The sequence below is a fragment of the Cellulosimicrobium cellulans genome (assembly GCF_007679345.1).
GTDB lineage: Bacteria > Actinomycetota > Actinomycetes > Actinomycetales > Cellulomonadaceae > Cellulomonas > Cellulomonas cellulans_A.
Map to the genome: position 1 here is coordinate 20,425 of NZ_VEGH01000015.1, position 19,967 is coordinate 40,391.

General features: G+C 76.2%; 18 protein-coding genes. 9 read left to right on the forward strand and 9 right to left on the reverse strand.

What is annotated here, in order from left to right; genetic code table 11:
• The first annotated feature begins 4 nt into the window (after window positions 1-4).
• A complete protein-coding gene (locus FS882_RS17405; protein WP_158374957.1) occupies window positions 5-1,039 on the forward strand; it encodes a Gfo/Idh/MocA family oxidoreductase in 1,035 nt (344 codons plus the stop codon).
• Between the two features lie 149 nt (window positions 1,040-1,188).
• On the opposite strand, the gene FS882_RS17410 is transcribed toward FS882_RS17405, so the two are convergent.
• Window positions 1,189-2,076, reverse strand: coding sequence for a TIGR01777 family oxidoreductase (locus FS882_RS17410; protein WP_158374959.1), 888 nt, complete (start codon window positions 2,074-2,076; stop codon window positions 1,189-1,191).
• 104 nt (window positions 2,077-2,180) lie between these two features.
• Here FS882_RS17410 and FS882_RS17415 point away from each other — a divergent pair, with 104 nt between their 5' ends.
• Window positions 2,181-3,212 (forward strand): LacI family DNA-binding transcriptional regulator, encoded by a 1,032-nt coding sequence (locus FS882_RS17415; RefSeq protein ID WP_158374961.1) that lies wholly within the window; start codon window positions 2,181-2,183, stop codon window positions 3,210-3,212.
• 130 nt (window positions 3,213-3,342) lie between these two features.
• On the opposite strand, the gene FS882_RS17420 is transcribed toward FS882_RS17415, so the two are convergent.
• From FS882_RS17420 to lpdA, 3 genes are all read right to left on the reverse strand, one after another.
• Entirely contained in the window at window positions 3,343-5,508 is a 2,166-nt protein-coding gene (locus FS882_RS17420; RefSeq protein ID WP_187365351.1) for a glucoamylase family protein, read from the reverse strand.
• Between the two features lie 311 nt (window positions 5,509-5,819).
• A complete protein-coding gene (gene sucB / locus FS882_RS17425) occupies window positions 5,820-7,643 on the reverse strand; it encodes a 2-oxoglutarate dehydrogenase, E2 component, dihydrolipoamide succinyltransferase (RefSeq protein WP_158374963.1) in 1,824 nt (607 codons plus the stop codon).
• Window positions 7,644-7,675: 32 nt separating this feature from the next.
• Window positions 7,676-9,061, reverse strand: coding sequence for a dihydrolipoyl dehydrogenase (gene lpdA / locus FS882_RS17430; protein WP_158374965.1), 1,386 nt, complete (start codon window positions 9,059-9,061; stop codon window positions 7,676-7,678).
• 268 nt (window positions 9,062-9,329) lie between these two features.
• Between lpdA and FS882_RS17435 the strand changes: the two genes are divergently transcribed.
• Entirely contained in the window at window positions 9,330-9,713 is a 384-nt protein-coding gene (locus FS882_RS17435; RefSeq protein WP_158374967.1) for an oxidoreductase, read from the forward strand.
• A 399-nt stretch (window positions 9,714-10,112) separates the two neighbouring features.
• On the opposite strand, the gene FS882_RS17440 is transcribed toward FS882_RS17435, so the two are convergent.
• Complete coding sequence (locus FS882_RS17440; RefSeq protein WP_158374969.1) at window positions 10,113-11,612, reverse strand: leucyl aminopeptidase; 1,500 nt, start codon at window positions 11,610-11,612, stop codon at window positions 10,113-10,115.
• 40 nt (window positions 11,613-11,652) lie between these two features.
• Here FS882_RS17440 and FS882_RS17445 point away from each other — a divergent pair, with 40 nt between their 5' ends.
• From FS882_RS17445 to FS882_RS17460, 4 genes are read left to right on the forward strand one after another with little or no spacing between them, the layout of a single operon-like run.
• Window positions 11,653-12,012, forward strand: a complete 360-nt coding sequence (locus FS882_RS17445; protein WP_158374971.1) for a hypothetical protein — start codon at window positions 11,653-11,655, stop codon at window positions 12,010-12,012.
• Window positions 12,009-12,467, forward strand: coding sequence for a hypothetical protein (locus FS882_RS17450; protein WP_158374973.1), 459 nt, complete (start codon window positions 12,009-12,011; stop codon window positions 12,465-12,467). The genes FS882_RS17445 and FS882_RS17450 overlap by 4 nt, the downstream gene beginning before the upstream one ends.
• Window positions 12,468-12,477: 10 nt before the next feature.
• Window positions 12,478-13,542, forward strand: a complete 1,065-nt coding sequence (locus FS882_RS17455; RefSeq protein ID WP_158374975.1) for a quinone-dependent dihydroorotate dehydrogenase — start codon at window positions 12,478-12,480, stop codon at window positions 13,540-13,542.
• A complete protein-coding gene (locus tag FS882_RS17460; protein ID WP_262348382.1) occupies window positions 13,539-13,787 on the forward strand; it encodes a hypothetical protein in 249 nt (82 codons plus the stop codon). The genes FS882_RS17455 and FS882_RS17460 overlap by 4 nt, the downstream gene beginning before the upstream one ends.
• 36 nt (window positions 13,788-13,823) lie before the next feature.
• Here FS882_RS17460 and FS882_RS17465 read toward each other — a convergent pair whose 3' ends face one another.
• Window positions 13,824-15,296: a PLP-dependent aminotransferase family protein gene (locus FS882_RS17465; RefSeq protein ID WP_158374977.1), complete on the reverse strand. Its 1,473-nt coding sequence runs from the start codon at window positions 15,294-15,296 to the stop codon at window positions 13,824-13,826.
• Between the two features lie 61 nt (window positions 15,297-15,357).
• On the opposite strand from FS882_RS17465, the gene FS882_RS17470 reads away from it, so the two are divergent.
• Window positions 15,358-16,095, forward strand: coding sequence for a YczE/YyaS/YitT family protein (locus tag FS882_RS17470; protein WP_262348383.1), 738 nt, complete (start codon window positions 15,358-15,360; stop codon window positions 16,093-16,095).
• A gap of 67 nt (window positions 16,096-16,162) precedes the next feature.
• On the opposite strand, the gene FS882_RS17475 is transcribed toward FS882_RS17470, so the two are convergent.
• Together FS882_RS17475 and FS882_RS17480 are read right to left on the reverse strand one after the other, a co-directional pair.
• A complete protein-coding gene (locus tag FS882_RS17475) occupies window positions 16,163-17,173 on the reverse strand; it encodes an aldo/keto reductase family protein (protein WP_158374979.1) in 1,011 nt (336 codons plus the stop codon).
• 33 nt (window positions 17,174-17,206) lie between these two features.
• Window positions 17,207-17,815 carry a DUF3043 domain-containing protein gene (locus tag FS882_RS17480; protein WP_262348384.1) on the reverse strand — a complete coding sequence of 203 codons (609 nt, stop codon included), beginning with the start codon at window positions 17,813-17,815 and terminating at the stop codon, window positions 17,207-17,209.
• Window positions 17,816-17,847: 32 nt separating this feature from the next.
• Here FS882_RS17480 and FS882_RS17485 point away from each other — a divergent pair, with 32 nt between their 5' ends.
• On the forward strand, window positions 17,848-19,248 hold the full coding sequence (locus tag FS882_RS17485; protein WP_158374981.1) for a dipeptidase: 1,401 nt from the start codon (window positions 17,848-17,850) through the stop codon (window positions 19,246-19,248).
• Between the two features lie 88 nt (window positions 19,249-19,336).
• Here FS882_RS17485 and FS882_RS17490 read toward each other — a convergent pair whose 3' ends face one another.
• Window positions 19,337-19,936, reverse strand: coding sequence for a DJ-1/PfpI family protein (locus FS882_RS17490; protein WP_158374983.1), 600 nt, complete (start codon window positions 19,934-19,936; stop codon window positions 19,337-19,339).
• Window positions 19,937-19,967 lie beyond the last annotated feature (31 nt).

A 19,967-nucleotide genomic window follows, 5' to 3' on the forward strand; every position in this document is an offset into this window, starting at 1 on the left:
GGCCATGACGGACGCGCTGCGGGTGGGACTGGTCGGCTACGGCTCGGCGGGGCGGGGCATCCACGCCCGGCTGCTCCGCGAGGTCGGGGCCGAGGTGACCCGGGTCGTGACCCGGAACCCGGCGCGCGCGACCGCGGCCGGCCGGGACTGGCCGGGCGTCGGCGTCGACCCGGACGTCGCGTCCCTGCTCGCGCACGCGGCCGAGCTCGACGTCGTCGTCGTCGCCAGCCCGACCGGCGACCACGTCGAGCACGTCACCCAGGCGCTCGCCGCGGGCGCGTTCGTCGTGGTCGACAAGCCGCTGGCCACCACCGCCGACGAGGCCGAGGCGCTGGCCCGGCTCGGCGCGGAGGCAGGTGGCCGGCTGACCGTGTTCCAGAACCGCCGGTGGGACCCCGAGCAGCTGACGCTGCGCGCCCTGCTCGAGGCGGGCGAGCTCGGCACCGTGCACCGGTTCGAGCGCCGCTGGGAGCGGTGGCGGCCGGTGCCGCAGGACCGGTGGAAGGAGAACGACACCCGTGCGGGCGGCCTGCTGCTCGACCTCGGGGCGCACCTGGTCGACTCGGCGGTGCAGCTGTTCGGCCCGGTGGCCCGGGTGCACGCCGAGCTGCGGAACCTCACCACGCCCGCCGAGGACGACGTGTTCCTCGCTCTCACGCACGCGGCGCGCCCGGACGGTTCGGCGGTCATCAGCCACCTGCAGGCCGGCGCGCTCGTCGGCGCGCCCGGACCCCGCACCCGGGTGCTCGGCGACCGCGGCGCGTACCTGGTGACGTCGTTCGAGGGCGAGGCGACCCCGTTCTCGGCGCTCGACGACGGCGACGACGCGCACGAGGGCTGGCTGGTGCACGGCGACGAGCGGGTGCCCGTGCGGCGCGCGCCGGGCGGCCACCCGGACTTCTACCGGGCGGTCGCGGCGTGGGTGCGGGGGACCGGCCCCGTCCCGGTCGACCCGGCCGACGCGGTGGTCACGGCCCGCGTCCTGGACGCGGCCCGGGTCTCGGCCCGCGAGCACCGCACGGTGTCGCTGGACGCCTAGCCGCCCGCCGCGCCCGCGCTGGCGCGGCGCCCGCCCTGGCGCGGCGGGCGTCGAGATGGCGGTCGTCGCGGGGTTCAGCGCCCCGGAACGCAGCACCTGCTGCACAGTCGGCGGGGTGCGCCGGGCCGCGGGGTCGGGACGGCGCGCGGTCAGGGGAGGACGTAGGCCGCCGCGACGTCCGGGGTGGGGTGCGCGTGCACGAAGCCCGAGGCCGTCAGCGCCGCCGGGACCACGCGCAGGCTGCCCAGGATCTCCTCGGAGAACTGGCCCAGCGCGACCCGGAGCGCGAACCCCGGCACGGGCAGCACGGCCGGGCGGTGCGCGCGGCGGGCGAGTGCCCGGACGATCTCGAGCTCGGTCGCCGGCTCGGCGGTCAGGTTGACCGGGCCGCCGACCGGTGCGTCCAGCAGGTGCAGGATCGCGCGCACCTCGTCCTCGAGGCTGATCCACGACCAGTACTGCCGCCCGCTGCCGAGCGGCCCGCCGAGCCCGAGCCGGATGAGCGGCAGGAGGCGCCCGAGCGCGCCGCCGGACGGTGCCAGCACGATCCCGGTGCGCAGGAACGCGACCCGTACCCGCGGGTCCGCGACGGCGGGCGCTGCGGCGGCCTCCCACGCGCGCACGACCTCCGCGAGGTACGACGTGCCGTACGGCTCCTCCTCGGTGACCCGGGTGTCGCCCCGGTAGCCGTACGCGCCGGTCGCGGACCCCTGCAGGAACACCCGCGGCGGGTCGTCCAGCCCTGCGACGGTGCGGGCGAGCAGACCCGTGGTGCGGGTGCGGGACTCCAGCACGACCCGCTTGCGCGCCGGTGTGAGCCGCTTGTCGCCGACGCCGGCGCCCGCGAGGTTCACCACGGCGTCCGCGCCGGCGAGCGCGCCGGGGTCCAGCACGCCGGCGCCGGGGTCCCAGGTCCGCTCGTCGGGCGTGCGCGGCGCCCGGCGGACGAGCCGGCGCACCTCGTGGCCCTCCGCCCGCAGGCGCGCGACCAGCGCCGTCCCGATCAGCCCGCTCGACCCCGCCACCACCACGATCATGCGGCCGACCCTACGTGCGCCCACGGGGCGGGGCGCGCCGGCGGTCCCCTGGGTCGCGCCGCGTCCGCGCCGACGGTGGTCCGTGCGCCCTAGGCTGGTGCGCCATGGACGCCGAGCACCCGGGCGCCGGGGCGCCGTCGCCCCTGGCCGTCGTCGCAGCGGAGGCCGGCGTCTCCGTGCCCACCGTGTCGAAGGTGCTGAACTCCCGCCCGGACGTCGCGGGCGGGACCCGGGAGCGGGTCGCGGCGGTGCTGGCCCGGCACGGGTACGCGGTCCGGCCGTCGGGCAGCCGGCGCACCGGGTTCGTCGACCTCCGGGTGGTCGACCTCGACAGCACCTGGGCCGAGGCCGTCGTGCGCGGGGCGGCCAGGGCGGCGACGCGGCTCGGTGCGGACCTGGTGGTGACCGTCGACTCCGAGCCCGGCGCCGGGTCGAGCGGCGCGTGGGTCCGGCACGCGCTGCGCCGGGGCACCGACGGGCTGGTCAGCGTCGTCGGCGTCCCCGACGAGGGGGCGCGGGCCGACCTCGCCCGGGCGGGGGTGCCGCTCGTGGTGGTGGACCCGCGCACCCGGCCGGACCCGGAGCTGCTGGCCGTCGCCGCGACGAACTTCCGGGGCGGCCTGGACGCGACCGCCCACCTGGTCGCGCTCGGTCACCGCCGGATCGCGACGATCACCGGCCCGCAGGACCAGGACAACGCGGTGGCCCGCCTCGCGGGGTACCGGACCGCGCTGATCCAGGGCGGCCTGGCCGTGCAGGAGGAGCTGGTCCGCGGCGGGTCCTACGGCGTGGACGCGGGGTTCCGGGCGGCCGAGGTGCTGCTGCGGGCCGACGACCCGCCGACCGCGGTGTTCGCCGCCTCCGACGACACCGCGATCGGCGTGCTGCGCGCGGCCCGGGAGCACGGGGTGCGGGTGCCGGAGGACCTGTCGGTGGTCGGGTTCGACGACCAGCCCGTCGCCGCCTGGCTCGACCCCGCGCTCACCACGGTGCGGCAGCCCCTCGACGAGATGGGCGATGCCGCCGTGGCCCTTGCGCACCGCGCCCGGCAGGGCGGCGGCCGCGGGCCGGCGCACCTGGAGCTGGCGACGCGCCTGGTCGTGCGGGCGTCGACGGCGCCGCCGCGGCCACGCTGACGCGCCGCCCGCGCGCCGCCCCGCCGCACCCGCACCCGCGTGCGCGTGCGCGTACGCGCCGAGTCTCCGCGATCGGACTGCGTCCCGGGCGTGTGCGGGAGTCCGGAGTCGGAGACTCGGCGTCGGCGCGTCAGGGGGTCGGGCGCCTCCGGAGGAGAAGGCCACCGCCGGCCGCCAGGGCGGCGAGCGGCGCCAGCACGCCCAGCGCGGCGTGCGCGCCGGTCGCGGCGAGCACGGGCTCCGCGGCCCCGCCCGCCGCCGGCTCGTCGCCCGCCGGCGCCGCTCCGGCCGGGTCCTCGGCCCCGGGCTCGACCACGCCGGCGTCGCCCGGCCCGGCACCCGCGCCCGCCGTGACGGTCAGCGTGACCGCCGCGCCGCGCACGGTGATCCCCGCGTCGTTCGTCGTCGACAGCGCGAGCACGTGCTCGCCCGCGCCCGGCGGCGTCGCGACGTCGCACGCCCACGCCCCGTCCGCGTCGACGTCGGCGGTGCACCAGACGGCGCTGTCGGGGCCGGTGACCGTGAGGTGGGCGCCGGGTTCGCCGGTGCCCGCCAGCCGGGTCACGGCGTCGACCGTCGACCCCGGCGCCGGCTCGGTGAGCACGGGCGGCACCGCCTCGGCGGCGGACGAGAACACCTCGGCCGCGAGCACCGGCCGCAGGTTCTGCTCCATGTCCGGCCCGACGACGTAGTCGCGCAGCAGGCCGTCCCGCAGGTAGTTGCCGATCGCCGCGACGATCATCGACTGGTCGAGCGACAGGTAGCGCTCCGCGACGGTCCCGGACCGCACCGCGACGGCGTCGTAGAACCCGCCCGGGCCGTAGGCGTCGAAGTCGGCGGCGATGTTCTTCAGGTTGTCGATGACGCCGCGGGGGTCGTACTCCAGGCCGAGGAACGCGGCGTGCGGGGTGACGACGCCGTCGCCGAACTCGGGCTCCGGGTTGGTCGCCTCGCGGCAGCCCGGGAAGCCGAGGTCGACGTCGGTCGTGCCGTCCGACAGGTAGCCGTCCGACCGCATGCCCAGCACGTCGACGCCGTACTCGGCGTAGCCGCCGTGCGGGTCGCTGGCGGGGGAGAAGCCCCAGTAGCCGTAGCCGGCCTCGTCCAGGCCGTGCCGCTTCTGCGCCTCGACGACCAGCGGGTGGTTCACGCCCCAGGACCGCGGGGCCCACTCGGACTCGGGCACCAGCATGTCCGGCATCAGCGCCTCGAACATCGAGCCGCCCCAGCCGGGCACGAGCGCCATCTCGTCGTAGTGGTAGACGCCCTCGTAGACGGGGAAGCCGTCGTAGGTGCGGGTCACGCCGCTGGGGCGCTGCTCCTGCCAGGACCAGTCGCAGGTCGACGGGAACGTGCGGTAGGTGCCCCAGTACGCCTCGGACGGGATCTCGCCGTCCGCGATGCCCAGGTACAGCGCGATCCGGGTCTCGGACACGGTCGTGTCGTAGTGGTGGCAGGTGTAGTAGACGGTCTCGCCGCCGGTGTAGTTCCCGGGCACCGAGCAGCCCGAGGGCTCCTCGTCCCAGAACCCGCCGCGGATGAGCCCGACCCCCAGGTCCGCGCGACCCCCGGGGTTGTAGTAGACGCCGAAGTGCATCGAGTCGTAGAGCGCGGTGGCCTCGTCCGCGAGGCGGGGCTCGGCGGACGCGACCACGCGCAGCGCGGCGGCGAGCCAGCCGTTGTCGACCGACGACAGGAAGTGCTCGACCGGGTCGCCGCTGTCCGGCCAGGTGTCGACGCGATCGCCGGTGGCGGGGTCGTACCAGTTGTAGAACATGCCGGACTCGTCGTGCCGGTCCATGCGCTCGAGGGTGCCCAGGGTGGTCGCCATCCGGTCGCGGGCGTCCCGGTGGCTGAGCAGCCCGAGGTCGCGGGCGACGACGGTCGACCACAGGTAGCCGCCGATGTTCGTCGGCGAGGTGTAGGCGCTGGCGGTGCCGGGCTCGAGGGCGCCGGGCATGTTGTCCGCGACGAGCCCGGTCCCGGGGTCGGTCATCGCGTCGAGGGAGCGGTAGGTGTCGGCCAGCCACGTGCGGAGCTGGCGGACGTCCCGCCCGCCGCCGTGGCCGCCGCCGTGCCCACCGCCCCGGGCGTCGTCGCCGCCCGCTGCGACAGGGGTGCCGGCCGGGGTGGTCGGTGCCGCGGAGGCGACGGCGGGCGCCAGCGCCGCGGCCGAGCCCGCCAGCAGGGCGGCGAGCCCGGCGGCGAGGGCCCGCCGTCGGCGGGGTCGGCGCCCGGGCGGGGGCTCGGGGGAGTCGGGCCGGCGCCGGGTGGTGGCGCGGGGTGCTGCTCGCATCGGGTCACGTCCTCGTGGTCCGGGGCGCCGAAATTTCGACACCCGTTGTCGAAAGAGCGCCAGCACGGTAGTCGGCTCCCGCGGACCGGTCAACGGCCCGCGTCGGACCGCCGAGCGCGGGGGATCCCGCCGAGCGCGGTCGCTCCAGCTGCCGCGCTCGGCGCGATCGACCGCGCTCGCGGGCGTGGCGCGCACTCCCGAACCCCTCGGTGCGCCCCCGCGCCGGGCTCCCGGCGCGGGCGATCCCGGACGCACGACGCCCCGGCGACCGCGTGGGTCGCCGGGGCGTGGTGTGCTGCGTCAGGCGGTGCTCAGAGGCCGACCTCGGCCTCGAACGCGCCCTCCTCGATCCGCTGCTTCACGGTCATGAGGTACCGCGAGGCGTCCGCGCCGTCCACCAGGCGGTGGTCGTACGACAGGGCCAGGTAGCACATGGACCGGATCGCGATGACCTCGGCGCCGTCGGCGTCCTTGATCACGACCGGGCGCTTGACGATCGCGCCGGTGCCCAGGATGGCGGAGGTGCCGCCGGGGACGATCGGGGTGTCGAACAGCGCGCCGCCCGAGCCCGTGTTGGTCACCGTGAAGGTCGCGCCGGACAGCTCGTCCGGGGTGACCTTGTTGGCGCGGGTGCGGCCGGCGAGGTCGGCGATCTTCCGGCCGATGCCGGCCAGGTTGAGGTCGCCGGCGTCCCGGATCACCGGCACGACGAGGCCGCGCTCGGTGTCGACCGCGATGCCGATGTTCTCCGTGCCGTGGTAGGTGATCTCCTTGCCCTCGAGCACGCCGTTGATCTTCGGGTGCACCTTGAGCGCCTCGACCGCGGCCTGCACGAAGAACGGCAGGAACGTGAGGTTGACGCCCTCGCGGGCCTTGAAGGAGTCCTTCGCCTTCGCGCGGAGGCGGGCGACGCGGGTGACGTCGACCTCGACCACGGAGGTCAGCTGCGCCTGGCTGTGCAGGGCGTCGACCATGCGCTCGGCGATGACCTGGCGCAGACGGCTGGCCTTCTCGGTCGTGCCGCGCAGCGGGGACGGCTCGACCGGCTTGGCGGCGGCGGGCGCGGACGGCGCCGACGGGGCGGCGGCCGGGGCCTGCTGGGTGGCGGCGGCCTTGGCGGCCTCCTCCGCCTTCGCGGCGGCCTCGAGGACGTCCTCCTTGCGGATGCGACCGCCGACGCCGGTGCCGGTCAGGGTCGACGTGTCGACGCCCTTCTCGGCGGCCAGCTTGCGGACCAGCGGCGTGAGGTAGGAGCCCTGCGCCTGGGCCGGGGCGGCCTGCTGCTGGGCCGGGGCCGCCGGGGCCGCCGGGGCGGCGGGAGCGGCCGGGGCCGACTGCGTCGGGGCGGGCACCGGGGCCGGCGTCGGCGCGGGGGCCTCCTCCGGCGCGGCGGCCTGCGGGGCGGCCTCGGTCGCGGCGGGGGCGGCGGCCTGGGCCGCGCCGTCCTGCGACTGGCCGGACGCGGCGGGCGCCGAGCCGGAGCCGATCACGGCGAGCGGGGCGCCGACCTCGGCGGTCTCGTCCTCGCCGACCAGGATCTGCTGCAGCGTGCCGGCGAACGGCGAGGGGACCTCGGTGTCGACCTTGTCGGTGGAGATCTCGAGCAGCGGCTCGTCGACCTCGACCGAGTCGCCGACCTGCTTCAGCCAGCGGGTGACGGTGCCCTCGGTGACGGACTCGCCGAGCGCCGGCAGGGTGACCTGCTGGCCGTCGCCGGAGCCCTGGGCCTCGGCGGCGGGCGCCGGCGCGGGCTGCTCGGTCGCGGGGGAGGCGGACTCGACCTCGGGGGCCGGGTCGCCGTAGCCCTCGCCCTGCGTGGTGGCGCCGGTCTGCTGGGCCGGGGCCTCCTGCTGCGCGGGGGCGGACTCCTGGGCCGGGGCGTCGCCGCCGGCGCCGGAGCCGTCGCCGATCACGGCCAGGACGGCGCCGACCTCGGCGGTCTCGTCCTCCTGCACCAGGATCTGCTCGAGCACGCCCGCGAACGGGGAGGGGACCTCGGTGTCGACCTTGTCGGTCGAGATCTCGAGCAGGGGCTCGTCGACCTCGACGCGGTCGCCCACGTTCTTGAGCCAGCGGGTGACGGTGCCCTCGGTGACGGACTCGCCGAGAGCGGGAAGCTGCACGTTGTCGGACATGACCGCTCGTGTCTCCTTCGAAGTTCGTGTGGTCAGTTGTGGGCGTGCAGCGGCTTGCCGGCGAGCGCCAGGTGCGCCTCGCCGAGAGCCTCGTTCTGCGTCGGGTGGGCGTGCACGAGCGCCGCGACGTCCTCGGGGTACGCCTCCCAGTTCACGATGAGCTGGCCCTCGCCGATGAGCTCGCCGACGCGTGCGCCGATCATGTGCACACCGATCACGGGGCCGTCCTTCTGGCGCACGAGCTTGATGAAGCCCTGCGTCGCGAGGATCTGGCTCTTGCCGTTGCCGCCGAGGTTGTACTCCAGGGTCTCGATCGCGTCGGCCCCGTGCACCTCCTTGGCCTTCGCCTCGGTCAGGCCGACGGACGCGACCTCCGGGTCGGAGTACGTCACGCGGGGGATGCCCGACTCGACGATCGGCTGCGGGTTGAGGCCCGCGATCTCCTCCGCCACGAAGATGCCCTGGGCGAAGCCGCGGTGCGCGAGCTGCAGGCCCGGGACGATGTCGCCGACCGCGTAGATGTTGCCGACGCCGGTGTGCAGGCGCTCGTTCGTGATGACGAACCCGCGGTCGAGCGTGATGCCCTGCTGCTCGTAGCCCAGGTCGGCGGTGCGGGGACCGCGGCCGACGGCGACCAGCAGGAGGTCGGCGTCGAACGTCTTGCCGTCCTCCAGCGAGACGTGCACGCCGCTGTCGTCCTGGGTCACGCCGGAGAACCGGACGCCCAGGTTGAAGTTGATGCCGCGCTTGCGGAACTGGCGCTCGAACGCCTTGGACAGCGCCTCGTCCTCGTTCGGGACCAGGTGGGGGAGCGCCTCGATGATCGTGACGTCGACGCCGAACGACTTCCACACGCTCGCGAACTCGGAGCCGATGACGCCGCCGCCGAGGATGATCGCGGACTTCGGCACGTAGTCGAGCTTGAGCGCCTGGTCCGAGGTGATGACGCGGCCGGCGATCTCCAGGCCGGGCAGCGACCGGGCGTAGGAGCCGGTGCCGAGGATGACGTGGCGGCCGGTGACGCGCTCGCCGTTGACCTCGACGGTGTCCTGGGCGACGAGCTTGCCCCAGCCCTCGAACACGGTGATCTGGCGGGACTTGATCAGGCCCTGCAGGCCCTTGTAGAGCCGGCCGATGACCGAGTCCTTGTAGGCGTTCACGCCGTTCATGTCGATGCCCGTGAGCTGCGTCTGCACGCCGAAGTGCGCGCCGTCGCGGGCGTTGTCGGCGAGCTCCGCCGCGTGCAGCAGGGCCTTGGTGGGGATGCAGCCGTTGTGCAGGCAGGTGCCGCCGACCTTGTCGCCCTCGATCAGGGCGACGCTGAGGCCGAGCTGGGCACCGCGGAGCGCAGCCGCGTAGCCGCCACTCCCTCCGCCCAGGACGACGATGTCGAAAGCGGATCCGGTCGTGTCGGACACGTGAAGACTCCTCCGGCGCAGACATAGGGGAACGCGGTTGTTCCCGAGCCATCTTGTCATCCCCGCGTAGGCCGGACGACCCAGATGACCGGGGGCCGCGTGTGATTCTGGGAACAGTCATCCCATGTCTCGCGTCCGGGACGCGGTCGCGGGGACGTGCGGGGGCGGACCGAGGTCCCGGCGGCGGCGCCTGCGGGCACCGGGCGCACCTGCACGGCACCCGGGTGATTCCCAGCCGGGGCCCAGCGTGCGCCGTTACGCTCCCGCCATGGGTCTGTTCTCCCGCCGCCGCCGACCGGCCGCCGCCACCCCGGACGCGCCGCCCACCGGCCGCGCCGCCCGCGAGGAGACGGTCGAGCACCTGCGCGAGTTCGTCCGCACCCGCGTCGGCGTCGAGGCGTACCTCGAGCCGCAGACGAACGTCACGCAGACCACGCTCATGCTCATCGCCACCGACGGCGAGTGGACCCGGCGCCGGGTGCCCGACGGCCGTGCCGGGTGGGACATCGCCAAGGAGCTCGGGGTGCCGTTCTACGACGTGCAGCGCACCGGGTACCCGCAGCGCATGCGGGACTGGAACTCGCGTCAGCGGATCGAGCGCGAGCGAGCGGCCCGGGAGCGCGCCGCCCGCCGCGCCGCCGACCCGCGCTGACCCCGGTCGCCACGCGCTGAGCGGGCGCCCGTCCCGTCCCTCCGTCCGGTGCTCGGCTCTGCCGGGCACCGCCCGGCTCCGCTGCGAACCGCCCGGCTCCGCTCGCTCGGCACCCCTCGCTCGCCGCCGACGCCGAGTGAGGACCGCCGCGCCGAGGTAGGACGCTGGGCGGCCCCCTCTCGGCCGGCAGGTCCTACCTCGGCGCGGGAGGGGACGGCGGGAGGGACGCCGAGATCGGTGCGTGGGAGGGCCGATCTCGGGCGGAAGCGCCGATCTCGGCGTCGGTGACCCGGACGCGCGTGCGCCCGGACGCCCGGACGCGCGAGCGCCCGGCGCGCCCTCCGGGAGGGCGCGCCGGGCGCTCGGGGTCGCGTGCGGCCCGGTCTGCGGGCGCGCGGGTCAGCGGATCGCGCGGGCCTCGATCAGCGCCAGCAGCGTGCGGACGCCCACCCCGGTGCCGCCGGCGGGCGTGTACCCGAACGGCGCCTTCTCGTTGAACGCGGGGCCGGCGATGTCGAGGTGCGCCCACGGCGTCGACCCGACGAACTCCTGCAGGAACAGGCCGGCGGTGAGCATGCCGCCGAACCGGTCGCCGATGTTGGCGATGTCCGCGACCTTCGACTTCAGGCCCGCGCGCAGGTCGGCGGGCAGCGGCATCGGCCAGAACGCCTCGCCGGCGGCGCCGGCCGCGTCGACGACCTCGGTCCGGGTGGCGTCGTCGCCCATGACGGCGGAGACGCGCGGGCCGAGCGCGACGAGCTGCGCGCCGGTCAGCGTGGCGATGTCGAGGACGACGTCGGGCTTCTCCTCGACCGCGGCGACCAGGCCGTCGGCCATGACCAGGCGGCCCTCGGCGTCCGTGTTCAGCACCTCGACGGTCTTGCCGCCGCGGATCGTCAGCACGTCGGAGGGGCGCTGCGCGGTGCCCGACGGCATGTTCTCGGCGAGGCAGAGCCAGCCGGTGACGGCGACGGGCAGCTCGAGGCGCGCGGCGGCGAGCACGGTGTGCAGGACGGCGGCGGCGCCGGCCATGTCGGACTTCATCGCGTCCATGCCCGCGGCGGGCTTGATGGAGATGCCGCCGGAGTCGAACGTGATGCCCTTGCCGACGAGCGCGACCTTGGCGGCCGGACGGGACGGCGAGTAGGAGACCTTGACCAGGCGCGGCGGGCGGGCCGAGCCCTGGCCGACGCCGAGGATGCCGCCGTAGCCGCCGGCGGCGAGCGCCTTCTCGTCGAGCACGGTGACCTTGACGCCCTTGGCGCCGGTGTCCTTGACCGCGGCCTTGGCGGCGTCCGCGAACGCGGCGGGGTAGAGGTCGTTGGGGGCGGCGTTGACCAGGTCGCGCACGCCGTGCACGGCGGCGGCCAGCACCTCGGCGCGGGCGACCGCCTTCGTGACCGCCTTGTCGCGGGCGCGCGGGGTCAGGACGGTGATCTCGGCGGCCGGGGCAGCGGCGTCCGCGGCGTCGGCGGAGCGGTACCGGGTGTAGGCGTAGGCGCCGAAGAGGGCGCCCTCGGCGACCGCGGCGACCTGCTCGGCGTCCTCGGCCGGCAGCGCGACCGCGACGGACGTCGCGCCCGTGAGCTCGCGCAGCGCGGCGCCCGCGGCCCGGCGGAGCGTCTCGGCGTCCGGGGCGACCGCGTCGAGCGCCCCGACGCCGGTGAGCACCACGGTCCTCGCGGCGATCCGGCCCGCGGCGGGCAGCCGTCGGACCTCGTCGGCCGCACCGGTGACGCCGAGGACGCCGGCGAGGCCGGTCACCTGCTCGACGGTCTCGGCGGGCAGCCAGTCGGCGCCGACGACCCGGGGGCCGGCGGGGCTGCTGGCGACCGCGACGACGAGGGCGTCGGCGGTCTGGCGGGCGGGGTTCGCGGAGGTCAGCGTCACTCGGGGCACCCGGCGATGCTATCGCCGCCGCCGGGTACCGTGGGGCCCCGTGATCCCGCCCCTGCTCTACGCCGTCGCCGCGGCGGCCCTCGCGCTCGCCGTCTGGGCACTGGTGTTCGCCGTCCGCGACCGCGCCGTGGTCCTCCGGCAGCTGTGGGGCGCGGCGGTCGTCGAGGGCCTGATGGTGGTCCAGGCGGTCGTCGCGGGGGTCCGGCAGGCGACGGGGGCGGACCCGGCGGAGCCGGTGGTGTTCTGGGGCTACGTCGTGACCCAGCTGGTCCTGCTGCCCGCCGCCGCGCTGTGGGCGTTCGCGGAGCGGACCCGGTGGTCGTCGGTGGTGCTGCTGGTCGCGGCGGTCGCCGTGGCGTTCCTGCAGCTGCGGCTCGACCAGACCTGGGCGGGCGCGTGACGACCCCGGCCCCCGCGTCGCGCGCGACGCCCGAGAGCACCGCCTCCGGCCCGGGCCGCGTCCTCGTCGCGGTGTACGGCGTGTTCGCCCTCGCCGCGACCGCCCGCGCCGGCTACCAGCTGGTCGCGAAGTTCGACGAGGCCCCGCTGGCCTACCTGCTGTCCGCGCTCGCCGCCGTCGTGTACATCGTGGCGACCGTCGCGCTCGCCCGGGACCGGCGGGGCGCGGCCTGGGCGGCGGTCGGCGTCGAGCTGGTCGGGGTCCTGGCCGTCGGCACCCTCTCGGTCCTCGACGCGGGCGACTTCCCGGACGAGACGGTCTGGTCGGTGTACGGCCAGGGCTACGGCTACGTCCCGCTGGTGCTTCCGTTCCTCGGCGTCGCCTGGCTGTGGCACACCCGCCCCGGGGTCCGCGTGGGCGAGGGGTCCCGGCCGTCGGCGCCCGCGGACCAGTAGGTTGGGGGCCGTGTACGGCCTCCTCTTCCGCCAGGTCTTCTCCCGTCTCGACCCCGAGCAGGCGCACCACCTCGCGTTCCGCGCCATCCGCGTCGCCTCCCGCGTCCCGGTCCTGAGCGGGGCCCTGCGCGCCGCCCTGACCCCGCCGCCCTCCGGCGCGGTCCGGGTGCTGGGCCGGACGTTCCCGTCGCCGTTCGGGCTCGCGGCGGGCTTCGACAAGAACGCGGTGGGCGTGCCGGGGCTGACGATGCTCGGCTTCGGGTTCGTCGAGATCGGCACGGTGACCGCCCACGCGCAGCCCGGCAACGAGGCGCCGCGGCTGTGGCGGGTGCTGGACCGGCGGGGCCTGCGCAACCGGATGGGCTTCAACAACGAGGGCGCCGCCGCGGTGGCCGAGCGCCTGCGCCGGCTGCGCTCGACCGCGTCCGGCCGGGGGTTCGTCGTCGGCGTGAACATCGGCAAGACGAAGGTCACCGCGCCGGAGGACGCCGCCGACGACTACGCCACCAGCGCCGGCCTGCTCGCGCCGTACGCGGACTACCTGGTGGTCAACGTGTCGTCGCCGAACACGCCCGGGCTGCGCGACCTGCAGTCCGTCGGCGCGCTGCGGCCGATCCTGCAGGCGGCCCGCGCGGCCGCGGACGAGTCCGCCGCCGCCGCGGGGCGCGCCCGGGTCCCGCTGCTGGTGAAGATCGCCCCCGACCTCGCCGACGCCGACGTCGACGCGGTCGCCGACCTGGTCACCGAGCTCGGGCTGGACGGCGTGGTCGCGGTGAACACGACGATCGCGCACGACCTGGGCCCCGGGGGCCTGTCCGGCCCCCCGCTGCTCGACCGCGGTCTGGTCGTCGTCGCCCGGCTCCGGCACCGGCTCGGCCCGGACCGGGTCGTCATCGGCGTCGGCGGCATCACCACCCCGGCGGACGCGCGCGCCTACCTCGCGGCCGGCGCGGACCTCGTGCAGGGGTACACCGGTTTCATCTACGAGGGCCCGTTCTGGGCGTCGCGGATCGGCCGGGCGCTCGCCCGCGACGCGGCGGCGCGCCGCGCCGGCTCCCCGGCGGCCGCCGCGTGACCGCCGCCCTGCACCCCCAGTGGACCTGGGAGCTGACCGGGGGGTCGGGCGAGGTGCTCGACCGCCCGCTGTCGCCGGTGTTCGGCACCCGGTTCGACGCCGAGGAGTGGCTCGGCGCGCACTGGCGCACGCTGCGCGACCAGGGCGTGCGCACGGTCGTGCTGCGCAACGACGGCGTGCTCGTACCGCCGGCGTACGACCTGGCCGCCGTGCCCGAGCAGGTGACGGTGCGGCCGCGCGCCTGAGGCGCGCCCGCGGCCTGCACGAGCACCGCCCGCGCCCTACACCAGTCCCGCGGGCGCGGCCGCCAGCGGCGCCGACCCGGCGCCCGCCCGCGCCGGCGCGCCGAGCGCCGCCCACGCCAGCGCCAGCCCGTCGACCGCGCGCCGCAGCTCGTCCGGCTCGACCGTGAACGGGACCCGCAGCCGGTCCTCCAGCCCGCCGTCGACGCCGAACGCCGGCCCCGGCGCCACGCGCACCCCGTGCGCGAGCGCCAGCGCGCTGAGTGCGGAGGACACCGGCGCGCCCAGGTCCGCCCACAGCGCCTGACCGCCCCGCGGCACGGCGAACCGCCACGCCGGCAGCCGCTCCGCGAGCAGCCCCGCCAGCAGGTCGCGGCCGGCGCGCAGCCGGTCCCGGCGCTCGACGAGCGGCGCCTCGCCGAGCCGGAGCAGCTCGACCGCCACCAGCTGGTCCAGCACCGCCGTGCCGAGGTCGGCGCTGCGGCGCGCGAGGGCCAGCCGGGCGACCAAATCCGCGGGTCCGCGCAGCCAGCCGACCCGCAGGCCGCCCCAGTGGCTCTTGGACATCGAGCCGATCGCCACCACCCGCGGCGCGCGGCCGTCGCCGGCGAACGGCTCGGGCGGCGCTCCCTCGAGCGTGAGGTCGGTCAGCACCTCGTCGCCCGCGACCACGGTCCCGGTGCGCCGGGCGAGCGCCCGCACCCGCTCCCGTCCGGCGGCGTCGAGCGTCGCCCCGGTCGGGTTGTGGTGGTCCGGGATCAGGTAGACGAGCCGCGGGGCGACCTGCCGGACGGTGGACTCCAGCAGGTCGAGGTCGGTCCCGCCCGCGCCCGTCGGCACCGGGACGGGCCGGGCGCCGACGGCGCGCACCGCGTCGATCGCGTGCGGGTAGGTCGGCTGCTCGACGACGACCCGGTCGCCCGGCCCCGCGTGCGCGCGCAGGAGCAGCGCGATGGCGTGCTGGGCGCCGGTCGTCACGAGCACCTGGTCGGGCGTCGTCGGCGTGCCGCGGGCGGTGTACCGGTCCGCGACCGCCTCGCGCAGCACGTCCAGGCCGAGGGGGGCGTAGCCGTGGCCGGCGTGCCGCGGCAGGGTGTCGACCGCGCGCCGGGCGGCCTCGTGCAGCTCCCGCGGCGCGGGGCAGGCGGCGATGGTCAGGTCGACGACGCCGTCGGTGGCGAGCGGGCGGTGCAGGGGGAGGGCGGCCCCGCCGCGGGACCGGTCCTCCGGCAGCGCGGTGACCGTGCCGGAGCCCTGGCGGCTCACCAGGTACCCCTCGTCGCGCAGCAGCCCGTACGCTCCGGAGGTCGTCGTGCGGGACACCCCGAGCGCGGCGGCCAGCTCGCGCTCGCCGGGCACCCGGGTGGCGAGCGGGAGGTCCCCGGCGAGGACGGCGCGCCGCACGGCGTCGGCGAGCGCGGCGTACGCGGGGCCGGGGCGGCGCCAGCGGCCGAGCACGGCGGCCAGTCCGGTGCCGCCGATGCGACGGTCGGAGACGAGGAGCGTGGACATGAGGCCACTGTTGCGCAAGTGGCTATCGAAGGGAAGGCCGGTCGCTGCCGATGATGGGTCCGTGACCGCTCAGCACGAGGCCACCGACCCGGTGGCCCACCCCGATCCCGCCCCTCCGCACCCCGCGGCCGCTCCACCGGCCGCGTCCCGCAGCGCCGCGCGCGCCCACGCCGGCCGCCGCGGCGCCCAGCTCGTCGTCGGCCTGGTCCTGTACGCCGCCTCGATCGCCCTGCTCGTCCACACCGGGCTCGGCAACATGCCGTGGGACGTGCTCAGCCAGGGCGTGGCGCGGCAGGTCGGCTGGTCGCTGGGCACCATCACGATCGTGCTGAGCGTCCTGATCCTGCTCGCCTGGTGGCCGCTGCGGCAGAGGCCGGGCATCGGCACCGTGGCGAACGTGGTGCTGATCGGCGTCCTCATCGACCCGTTCCTCGCGCTGCTCGACCGGCTGCCCGCGCTGCCGCTCGCGGCCCGGGTCGGCATGGTGCTCGCCGGCATCGCGCTGAACGGCGTGGCCAGCGCCCTGTACATCGGCGCCCGCCTGGGTCCTGGCCCGCGGGACGGCCTGATGACCGGTCTCGTCGCGCGCACCGGCTGGCCGGTGGGCCCGGTCCGGATCGCCATCGAGGTCACCGTCGTCGCGGTCGGCTGGCTGCTCGGCGGCACCCTCGGGTTCGCGACGCTGGCCTACGCGCTCGGGATCGGGCCGCTGATCCACTGGCTGCTCCCGCGCCTCACGGTCCCGGTGCCGCCGGCCGTGGCGGCGGCCGAGCCCGCCGCACCGGGGGAGGGCCGCTGACCGCGGCGTCCCGCGCACGACGCAGGGCCGGTCACCCCTCGGGGTGACCGGCCCTGCGCGCGTCGGGTCAGCGGCTGGCGGGCGAGTTCTTCGCCGTCTCCGCCGGGTCCGCGATCACGGCGTCGCCGAGGATCTCGTCGATCCGCGTCATCAGCTCGGCCGGGATCTCGACCCCGGACGCCTTGACGTTCTCGGTGACCTGCTCGGGGCGGGACGCCCCGATGATCGCCGCGGCGACGTTCTGGTTCTGCAGCACCCAGGCGACCGCGAGCTGCGCGAGCGACAGCCCGAGCTCGTCCGCGACCGGCGTCAGGTCCTGCACGCGCTGGAGCACGTTCGGCTGGTCGAGGAAGCGCTTGATGGTGTTCGCGCCGCCCTTCTCGTCCGTCGCGCGCGAGCCCTCGGGCAGCGGCTGGCCCGGCTTGTACTTGCCGGTGAGCACGCCCTGGGCCACGGGGGACCAGACGATCTGGGACACGCCCAGCTCCTCGGACGCCGGGACGACCTCGGGCTCGATGACCCGCCAGAGCGCGGAGTACTGCGGCTGGTTCGAGACCAGCTGGAAGCCCAGGTCCTTCGCCAGCGCGTGGCCGGCGCGGATCTGGTCCGCGGTCCACTCGGAGACGCCGATGTACAGCGCCTTGCCGGAGCGCACGACGTCCGCGAACGCCTGCATCGTCTCCTCGAGCGGCGTCGCGTGGTCGTAGCGGTGCGCCTGGTACAGGTCGACGTAGTCGGTCTGGAGGCGCTGCAGGGAGCCGTCGATCGACTCCATGATGTGCTTGCGGGACAGGCCGGTGTCGTTCGGGCCCTTGGGGCCGGTCGGCCAGTAGACCTTCGTGAAGATCTCCAGCGACTGCCGGCGCTCGCCCTTGAGGGCCTCGCCGAGCACCTCCTCGGCGACCGTGTTCGCGTAGACGTCCGCGGTGTCGAAGGAGCTGATGCCGGCGTCGAGCGCGGCGCGGACGCATGCCGTCGCGGCGTCGTTCTCGACCTGCGAGCCGTGCGTCAGCCAGTTGCCGTAGGTGATCTCGGAGATCTTGAGGCCGGAGCGGCCCAGGTGGCGGTAGTTGACCATGCCACCACCCTAGGACGGTCTAGGAGCGCCGGCTCACTCGGGGTAGTCGCCGTGCTTGACCTGCGGCTTCGGCAGGCGGGCGCGGCGGATCTGGAACACCCGGGTGACGGCGTACATCATCAGGCCGCGCTGCTGGGCGGCGTCGCCGAACTTCGCGGCGAGCCGCTTGCGCAGCTTGCGCCACATGATGAACACGTCGACGACCATGCCGATGATGAACAGGTAGAGCACGACCAGGCCCAGGAACGCGAGCTCCGGGCTGACCGAGGTCAGCAGCATGTTGAGCAGCAGCATGACGATGGCGACCGGCAGGAACAGCTCGCCGAGGCTCCACCGGGCGTCGACGTACTGCCGGATGTACCGGCGCACCGGGCCCTTGTCCTTCGCGGGCATGTACCGCTCGTCGCCGGTCTGCATGGCGGCGTACTGCTTGTCGCGCTCGGCCCGCTGCGCGGCGCGCGCGTCCTTGGCCGCGGCCTTGCGGTCCTGGGGCACGAGCGGCCGGCGGTTGGCGGCCTCGGCCGTCTTCCGCTTGGGGGTGGGGCGGCCCTTCCCGACCTCGATCAGGCCCGGGGTCTCCTCGACGAGACCCGGGGTGGCCTGCTCCGCGGGGGAGGTGCTGTCCTTGCTGCGTCCGAACACCCCTCCAGGGTAGTCGAGTAGCGTGGCGATCCGTGACAGAGCCCACCGCCACCCACGCGTCCCCCACGCCCGCCGACCCCGAGGCCGTCGCCGACCTGCGGGCCCGCGTCGCCGCCGCCTTCCCGGGCGTGCGCGCCGACCTCGAGGCCCTCGTCCGCGTGCCGAGCGTCTCGAACGCGGACTTCGACCAGGCGCACGTCGCCGCCAGCGCGGAGCACGTCGCCCGCCTGCTGGGCGAGGCCGGCCTGCCGGAGGTGCAGATCCTCTCGGTCGAGCGGCCCGACGGCACGCCCGGCGCCCCGGCGGTCGTCGCCCGGCGCCCCGCCCCGGCCGGCGCGCCGACCGTGCTGCTGTACGCCCACCACGACGTGCAGCCCCCGGGTGCCCGCGAGGACTGGGACACCGAGCCGTTCGAGCCCACCGAGCGCGACGGCCGGCTGTTCGGCCGCGGTGCCGCGGACGACAAGGCCGGCGTGGTGGCGCACCTCGGCGCGCTGCGCGTGCTCGGCGACGAGCTGGGCGTGGGCGTCACGGTGTTCGTCGAGGGCGAGGAGGAGGTCGGTTCCCCGTCCTTCACCCGGTTCCTGCACACGTACTCCGACCTGCTGCGCGCGGACGTCATCGTGGTCGCCGACTCGTCGAACTGGAAGGTGGGCGTCCCCGGCCTCACCACGTCCCTGCGTGGCCTCGTGGACCTCGAGGTCGAGGTGGCCGTGCTCGACCACGCGGTGCACTCCGGCATGTTCGGCGGCCCGGTGCTCGACGCCGTGACGCTGCTGTCCCGGCTGATCGCCACGCTGCACGACGACGCGGGTGACGTCGCCGTCGAGGGCCTGGTCACCGCCGCGGACCCGACCGTCGACTACGACGAGGCCGCGTTCCGCGCCGACGCGAGCGTGCTCGACGGCGTGACCCTCGCCGGCACCGGCCCGCTCACCGCGCGGCTGTGGACCCGCCCGACGATCGCCGTGATCGGTCTGGACGCCCCGCGCGTCGCCACGGCGTCGAACACCATCGCGCCCAAGGCCACCGCCAAGCTCTCGATGCGCATCGCGCCCGGGCAGGACCCGGCCGCCGCGCTCGCCGCGCTGCGCGCGCACCTCGAGGGCCACGCGCCGTTCGGCGCCCGCGTGACCGTCCGGGACGGCGAGCTCGGCAAGCCGTTCCAGGCGCCGGCCGACTCGGCCGCGATGCAGGCCGCGCGCGCCGCGTTCGCCGACGCGTGGGGGACCGACCCGGTCGACATCGGCATCGGCGGGTCGATCCCGTTCATCGCCGACCTGCTCGAGGTGTACCCGGACGCGGCGATCCTGGTGACCGGCGTCGAGGACCCGGACTCGCGCGCCCACGGGGCCAACGAGTCGGTGCACCTGGGCGAGCTGGAGCGCGTGGTGCTGGCCGAGGCCCTGCTGCTGGCGCGGCTGGCGGTCTGACCCGCCGGTCCACCGGTCGAGTGGAAGGTCCGGCCCGACACGCCCCGGGCGTGTCGGGCCAGACCTTCCACTGTCGGGCGGGTCGGCGTCAGACCGGCGGGGCGGGGTCGTACTGGATGCCCCGGCGCACCGCGCGGGCCGCATCCGGCGACTCCAGCCGCGCCACCAGGTGCAGCGCCATGTCGATCCCGGCCGACACGCCCGCGCTCGTCACGACGTCGCCGTCGTCCACGAACCGCGCCTCGGTGTCGACCAGCACGCTCGGGTCGAGCGCGACCAGCTCGTCGACCGCGGCCCAGTGCGTCGTCGCCGGCCGCCCGGCCAGCAGCCCCGCCGCGGCGTAGACCAGCGCCCCGGTGCACACGGACGTCATCAGCGCGGTCTCCCGGCGCGCGTCCCGCACCCACGCGAGGTGCTCCGGGTCGCGGGCCAGCGCGCGGGTGCCGCGGCCCCCGGGGTGCACCAGGACGTGCAGCGGGCCGACGTCGTCGCGCGACGCGTCCGGCACCAGCCGCAGCCCCTTGGCGCACCGCACGCCCGACCCGTCGGCCGAGAACGTCACGACCTCGGGGTGCAGCGCGGAGTGCGCCGCCCAGGAGGACAGCACGTCGAACGGCCCGACGACGTCGAGCTCCTCGGCGTCGTCGAACACGACGATCCCGACCCGCAGCGAGCTCCCGGTGCCCACGGACGTCCCCTTCCGACGGCTGCGCCAGGCC

Coding starts and splice junctions, on each gene's coding strand:
- FS882_RS17405 (WP_158374957.1), top strand. CDS start 5: ATGACGGACGCGCTGCGGGTGGGACTGGTCGGCTACGGCTCGGCGGGG.
- FS882_RS17410 (WP_158374959.1), bottom strand. CDS start 2,076: ATGATCGTGGTGGTGGCGGGGTCGAGCGGGCTGATCGGGACGGCGCTG.
- FS882_RS17415 (WP_158374961.1), top strand. CDS start 2,181: ATGGACGCCGAGCACCCGGGCGCCGGGGCGCCGTCGCCCCTGGCCGTC.
- FS882_RS17420 (WP_187365351.1), bottom strand. CDS start 5,508: ATGCGAGCAGCACCCCGCGCCACCACCCGGCGCCGGCCCGACTCCCCC.
- sucB (WP_158374963.1), bottom strand. CDS start 7,643: ATGTCCGACAACGTGCAGCTTCCCGCTCTCGGCGAGTCCGTCACCGAG.
- FS882_RS17435 (WP_158374967.1), top strand. CDS start 9,330: ATGGGTCTGTTCTCCCGCCGCCGCCGACCGGCCGCCGCCACCCCGGAC.
- FS882_RS17465 (WP_158374977.1), bottom strand. CDS start 15,296: ATGTCCACGCTCCTCGTCTCCGACCGTCGCATCGGCGGCACCGGACTG.
- FS882_RS17475 (WP_158374979.1), bottom strand. CDS start 17,173: ATGGTCAACTACCGCCACCTGGGCCGCTCCGGCCTCAAGATCTCCGAG.